This is a genomic window from Actinomadura logoneensis, from assembly GCF_003428695.1.
GTDB classification, from domain to species: Bacteria; Actinomycetota; Actinomycetes; order Streptosporangiales; family Streptosporangiaceae; genus Spirillospora; species Spirillospora logoneensis.
Window position 1 is genome coordinate 1 of record NZ_QURH01000038.1, and the last position, 5,290, is coordinate 5,290.

Below are 5,290 nucleotides of genomic sequence, written 5' to 3' on the forward strand. Positions count from 1 at the left end.
CGCGCGCCGTGAAGCTCGGCACCCGTGCCGGGCTCGGCCCCTGCCAGGCCCGGATCTGCGGCCCCGCGGTCGCCGACCTGTGCGGTCGGCGCCCCGACCGGGACGTGCCCGGCCTGGCGTCCGCGAGCCACCACCGCCGTCCGGTCGCCCAGCCGGTCCGGCTCGGCGAACTGGCCGCGCCCCCCGCAGGGCCCCCCGAGAAGAAGGAGAACAGCACCCGTGAGCGGTGAGAAGAAGTACGAGAGCCTCGGCGGCGTCATCGTCGCGACCGCCCTGCCGTACCGCGACGACCCGGCCGCGCCCGCCGGGCTGGCCGTCGACTACGACCGGTTCGCCGAGCACTGCCGCTGGCCGCGCCCGCCGGGCTGGCCGTCGACTACGACCGGTTCGCCGAGCACTGCCGCTGGCTGGTCGACAACGGCTGCCGCGGCGTCGGCCCGAACGGCTCGCTCGGCGAGTACTCCTCGCTGACCGACGAGGAGCGCCGCCGCGCCGCCCGGACCGCGATCGAGGCCGTCGGCAAGGACGGCGTGGTCGTCGTCGGCGTCCACGGCCCCGGCGCGCACCAGGCGAAGCACTGGGCCGAGCTGGCCGCCGAGGACGGCGCGGACGGTGTGCTGTGCCTGCCGCCGACCATGTACCGCGCCAACCGCGGCGAGATCATCGCGCACTACGAGGCCGTCGCGTCCGCCGGGCTGCCGGTGATGGCCTACAACAACCCGATCGACACCAAGGTCGACCTCACCCCCGACCTGCTCGCCGAGATCGCGCAGATCGACGGCATCGTCGCGGTCAAGGAGTTCTCCGGCGACGTCCGCCGCATCCTGGAGATCAAGGAGAAGGCCCCGGGCCTGGAGGTCGTCGCCGGCGCCGACGACGTCACCCTCGAGGCGCTGCTGATGGGCGCGACCGGCTGGTTCGCGGGCTTCCCGAACGTGTTCCCGGCCGAGTCCGCCGAGCTGTTCGAGCTCGCCACCGCCGGCAAGCTGGAGGAGGCGCGGGCGCTGTACGAGCCGCTGGTCGCCGCGTTCCGCTGGGACTCGCGCACCGAGTTCGTCCAGGCCATCAAGCTCGGCATGGAGATGGTCGGCCGGTACGGCGGCCCGTGCCGTCCGCCGCGCGGCCCGCTCAGCCCCGAGCACCGCGCCGGGGTCACCGCGGACATGGAACGCGCCATCGCCGCCCTCGAGCAGCGCAAGGCCGCCTGATGCGCGCGGCCCGCGCGATCAGCGCGGTCGACTCCCACACCGAGGGGATGCCGACCCGCGTCGTCACCGGAGGCGTCGCGCCGATCCCCGGCGCGACCATGGCGGAGCGCCGTCGGCACGCGATCGAGCACCTGGACGGGCTGCGCGGCTTCCTGATGAACGAGCCGCGCGGGCACGCCGCGATGAGCGGGGCGCTGCTGCAGCCGCCGCTGCGCGACGACGCCGACTGGGGCGTGGTCTACGTCGAGGCGAGCGGGTTCCTGCCGATGTGCGGGCACGGCACGATCGGCGTCGCGACCGTGCTGGTCGAGACCGGCATGGTCGAGGTCACCGAACCCGAGACCGTCGTCCGGCTGGACGTCCCGGCCGGGCTGGTCGAGGCGCGCGTGGCGGTCAGGGACGGCCGCGCCGAGCGGGTCACCCTGCGCAACGTCCCCGCCTTCGCGCTCGAACTCGACGCGAAGGTGGACGTGCCCGGCTACGGGACGGTCACCTACGACATGGCGTACGGGGGCAACTTCTACGCCATCCTCGACCTGGAGGCGGTCGGCCTGCCGTTCGAGCGGTCGCGCAAGGACGACATCCTCAAGGCCGGCCTCGCGATCATGGCCGCGATCAACGAGCAGAACCGGCCCGTCCACCCCGAGGACGCGCTGATCGGCGGCTGCAAGCACGTCCAGTTCCTCGCGCCCGGCTCGACCGCCGAGCGCAGCCGGAACGCGATGGCGATCCACCCCGGATGGTTCGACCGGTCGCCCTGCGGCACCGGGACCAGCGCGCGCATGGCGCAACTGCACGCGCGCGGCGAGCTCGCCGCAGGCACCGACTTCGTCAACGAGTCGTTCATCGGGACGAGCTTCACCGGCCGCGTCGTCGGCACGACCGAGGTCGGCGGGCTGCCCGCCGTCGTCCCGGAGTTCTCCGGACGGGCCTGGATCACCGGGACCGCCACCTACACGCTCGACCCGGGCGACCCCTTCCCCGAGGGCTTCGTCCTCTGACGCGCCCTCGCCCGAGGCCCTGAACCGCCGGGCGGCGCACCCCGCCGCCCGGCCGGCCTCGCGACGCTCTCCACCCCTCCCCACCCCCTCGACCTCCCCGGAGGTGCCCCGCATGTCCCGACTCATGCCCGAAACAGGGCTCGACCCGCGGCCGAGGATGCTGTCGCGGTCCGGAGTGTTCCGGCTGAAGCCGGTCGACACGTCCGAAGAGGAGCAGGCCGGCGGGCTGCGCCGGACCATGGGCCTGTGGCAGCTGGTCGCGCTCAGCCTCGGCGGCCTCGTCGGCGCCGGCGTGTTCTCGCTCGCGGGCGTCGTCGCGCACGAGGACGCCGGCCCCGGTGTCATGATCTCGTTCCTCATCGCGATCGTCGCCAGCGCCGCCGCCGCGCTGTGCTACGCCGAGTTCGCCGGGATGATCCCGAAGGCGGGATCGGCCTACACCTACTCCTACGCGGCGCTCGGCGAACTCGTCGGCTGGGCGATCGGCTGGGACCTGCTGCTGGAGTACACCGCGATCGTCGCGGTCGTCGCCATCGCGATCTCCGGCTACCTGTCGTACCTGTTCGGGCAGATGGGCCTGGACCTGCCGGAGTGGATGCTCGGCGCGCCCGGCACCGGCTCCGGCCACAAGGTGGACCTGTTCGCCGCGGCGCTGTGCCTGCTCCTGGCGTTCGTGCTGTCGCGCGGCACCAAGGAGTCGGCGCGCTTCGAGACGATCCTGGTCGTGGTGAAGCTCGCCATCGTCGCGCTGGTCATCGTCGTCGGAGCGTTCCACATCTCCGGCGGCAACTACACGCCGTTCCTGCCGTTCGGCATCGGCGGCGCGATCTCCGGCGCGGCCACGACGTTCTTCGCCGTCTACGGCTACGACGCGATGAGCGCCGCCGCCGAGGAGAGCGCCGAGGCCAAGAGGGTGCTGCCGCGGGCGATCGTGATCTCGCTGGTCATCGCGGCCGTCATCTACGTCGCGGTCTGCCTGGTGCTGCTCGGCATGGTGAAGTACACCGAGATCGACACCAAGAGCCCGTTCTCCAGCGCGCTCGCGTCGGTCGGGTTCGCCTGGCTCGGCACCGTCGTCGCGATCGGCGCGGTCGTCGGCATCACCACGTCCGCGCTGGCGAACATGCTGGCGGTCACCCGCGTCTGGTTCTCGATGAGCCGGGACGGCCTGCTGCCCGCCTGGTTCGCCCGCAACCACGCCACCCGCGCCGTCCCGACCCGGGTGATCTGGCTGGTCGGCGCCGGCTCGGCGGTCATCGCCGGGCTGCTGCCGATCCGCGAGGCCGCCGACCTCACCAACATCGGCATCCTGATGGCGTTCATCGTGGTGTCGGCGGCGGTCGTGGTGCTCCGCCGCACCCGCCCGGACCTGCCGCGCTCGTTCCGGACGCCGCTGGTCCCGCTCGTCCCCCTGGTCGGCATCGCCTTCGCGATCTGGCTGATCGCCAACCTCGACTGGGTCACCTGGGTCCGGTTCGCCGTGTGGATGCTCATCGGCCTGGTCGTGTACGTCTTCTACGGGTACCGGCACTCCGCGGAGAACCGCTCCGCCGGGGACGCCGTCCCGGACTCCAACCCCGAAGGGAGAACCCCGTGAGCGACACCGCTGCCGGCTCCGTGGCCGGAACCGTCGACGCCGTGGTCACGGCGGCGGCCGAGGCCGCGCCGGAGTGGTCCGCCGCCCCCCGCAGCCGCTCGTCGGCGCTGGTCGCGGTCGCGGGCGCGCTGGAGGCGCACCGCGCCGAGCTCGTCGAGCTCGCCGACGCCGAGTCGCACCTCGGCCCGGCGCGGCTGAACGGCGAGCTGACCCGGACCACCTTCCAGCTCAAGCTGTTCGCCGAGCAGGTGGACGACGGCCGGTACCTGGACGTCCGGATCGACCGCCCCGACCCCGACTGGCCCACCGGCCCCCGTCCCGACCTGCGCCGCTACCGCGCGGCGCTCGGCCCGGTGCTGGTGTTCGCGGCGAGCAACTTCCCGTTCGCGTTCAGCGTCGCGGGCGGCGACACCGCCTCGGCGTGGGCGGCGGGCTGCCCCGTCGTGGTGAAGGCGCACCCCGGGCACCCCCGGCTGTCCCGCCGCACCGCCGAGGTCATCACCGCGGCGCTGCACGACGCGGGCGCGCCGGACGGCGTGTTCGCGCTGGTCGAGGGCGAGGAGGCCGGCGTCGAGGCGCTCCGCCACCCCGAGCTCGCCGCCGCCGCGTTCACCGGCTCGCAGCGCGGCGGCCTCGCGCTCGCCCGCATCGCCGCCGAGCGGCCCGTGCCGATCCCGTTCTACGGCGAGCTCGGCAGCGTCAACCCCGTGATCGTCACACCCGCCGCCGCCAAGGCGCGCCCGGACGAGATCGCCGACGGCTACACCGGGTCGGTCACCCAGGGCGCGGGCCAGTTCTGCACCAACCCCGGCCTGCTGTTCCTCCCGGCGGACGGCGGCCTGCTGGACGCCGTCGCCCGCCGCGTCGGCGAGGCGTCCGCGGCGCCGATGCTGAACGACCGGATCGCGGACGGCTTCGCGGACGCCTCGCGCGCCCTGGCGGGCCGTCCGGGCGTGCGGACCCTGGTGTGGCCGGACGACCCGACCGCCCCGCGCCTGCTCGCCATGGACCTGGCCGCGTTCACCGCCGACCTTCCCGCCGCGTCCGAGGAGTGCTTCGGGCCGCTCGGGCTGGCCGTCCTGTACGAGCGGATCGAGGACGTCGCGGACGCCCTCGCCGCGCTCCCCGGCCAGCTCACCGCGTCCCTGCACGCCGAGGCCGAGGAGGCGGGGGAGCTGGGCGCGCTGGCCGCGGCCCTCGCTGACCGCGCCGGGCGGCTGCTGTGGAACCAGTGGCCGACCGGGGTGTCGGTCACGGCCGCGATGCAGCACGGCGGCCCGTTCCCCGCGACCGTCGGCCCGGCGACGACCTCGGTCGGGACGGCCGCGATCGAGCGCTTCCTGCGCCCGGTCGCGTACCAGAACTGCCCGCAGGAGCTGCTGCCCCCGCCGCTGCGCGACGACAACCCCTGGAACGTCCCGCAGAGCATCGGCTGACCGGACGACCCACGCGGAGGCGGCGGCCGTCCCGGACCAGGTCCGGGA

The 5,290-nt window shown here is 74.3% G+C and carries 5 protein-coding genes and 1 pseudogene; all 6 read left to right on the plus strand.

Annotated features, from left to right (window positions below):
- A pseudogene (locus DZF91_RS02235) lies at nucleotides 1-230 on the plus strand (hypothetical protein); the annotation flags it as partial.
- Entirely contained in the window at nucleotides 220-471 is a 252-nt protein-coding gene (locus DZF91_RS41680; protein WP_235834018.1) for a hypothetical protein, read from the plus strand. The pseudogene DZF91_RS02235 and the gene DZF91_RS41680, both read left to right, overlap by 11 nt.
- Nucleotides 408-1,208, plus strand: coding sequence for a dihydrodipicolinate synthase family protein (locus DZF91_RS02240; RefSeq protein WP_235834021.1), 801 nt, complete (start codon nucleotides 408-410; stop codon nucleotides 1,206-1,208). The genes DZF91_RS41680 and DZF91_RS02240 overlap by 64 nt, the downstream gene beginning before the upstream one ends.
- On the plus strand, nucleotides 1,208-2,209 hold the full coding sequence (locus tag DZF91_RS02245; RefSeq protein ID WP_117355852.1) for a proline racemase family protein: 1,002 nt from the start codon (nucleotides 1,208-1,210) through the stop codon (nucleotides 2,207-2,209). The genes DZF91_RS02240 and DZF91_RS02245 overlap by 1 nt, the downstream gene beginning before the upstream one ends.
- 112 nt (nucleotides 2,210-2,321) lie before the next feature.
- The gene (locus tag DZF91_RS02250) at nucleotides 2,322-3,806 is read left to right on the plus strand and encodes an amino acid permease (RefSeq protein WP_235834019.1); all 1,485 of its coding nucleotides are present in this window, start codon (nucleotides 2,322-2,324) and stop codon (nucleotides 3,804-3,806) included.
- The gene (locus tag DZF91_RS02255) at nucleotides 3,803-5,242 is read left to right on the plus strand and encodes an aldehyde dehydrogenase (NADP(+)) (RefSeq protein ID WP_235834020.1); all 1,440 of its coding nucleotides are present in this window, start codon (nucleotides 3,803-3,805) and stop codon (nucleotides 5,240-5,242) included. The genes DZF91_RS02250 and DZF91_RS02255 overlap by 4 nt, the downstream gene beginning before the upstream one ends.
- The last annotated feature ends 48 nt before the right edge of the window (nucleotides 5,243-5,290 follow it).

What these genes read in the sequence shown, in the direction of transcription:
- DZF91_RS02250 (WP_235834019.1), top strand. Translation starts at nt 2,322, where the DNA reads ATGTCCCGACTCATGCCCGAAACAGGGCTCGACCCGCGGCCGAGGATG.
- DZF91_RS02245 (WP_117355852.1), top strand. Translation starts at nt 1,208, where the DNA reads ATGCGCGCGGCCCGCGCGATCAGCGCGGTCGACTCCCACACCGAGGGG.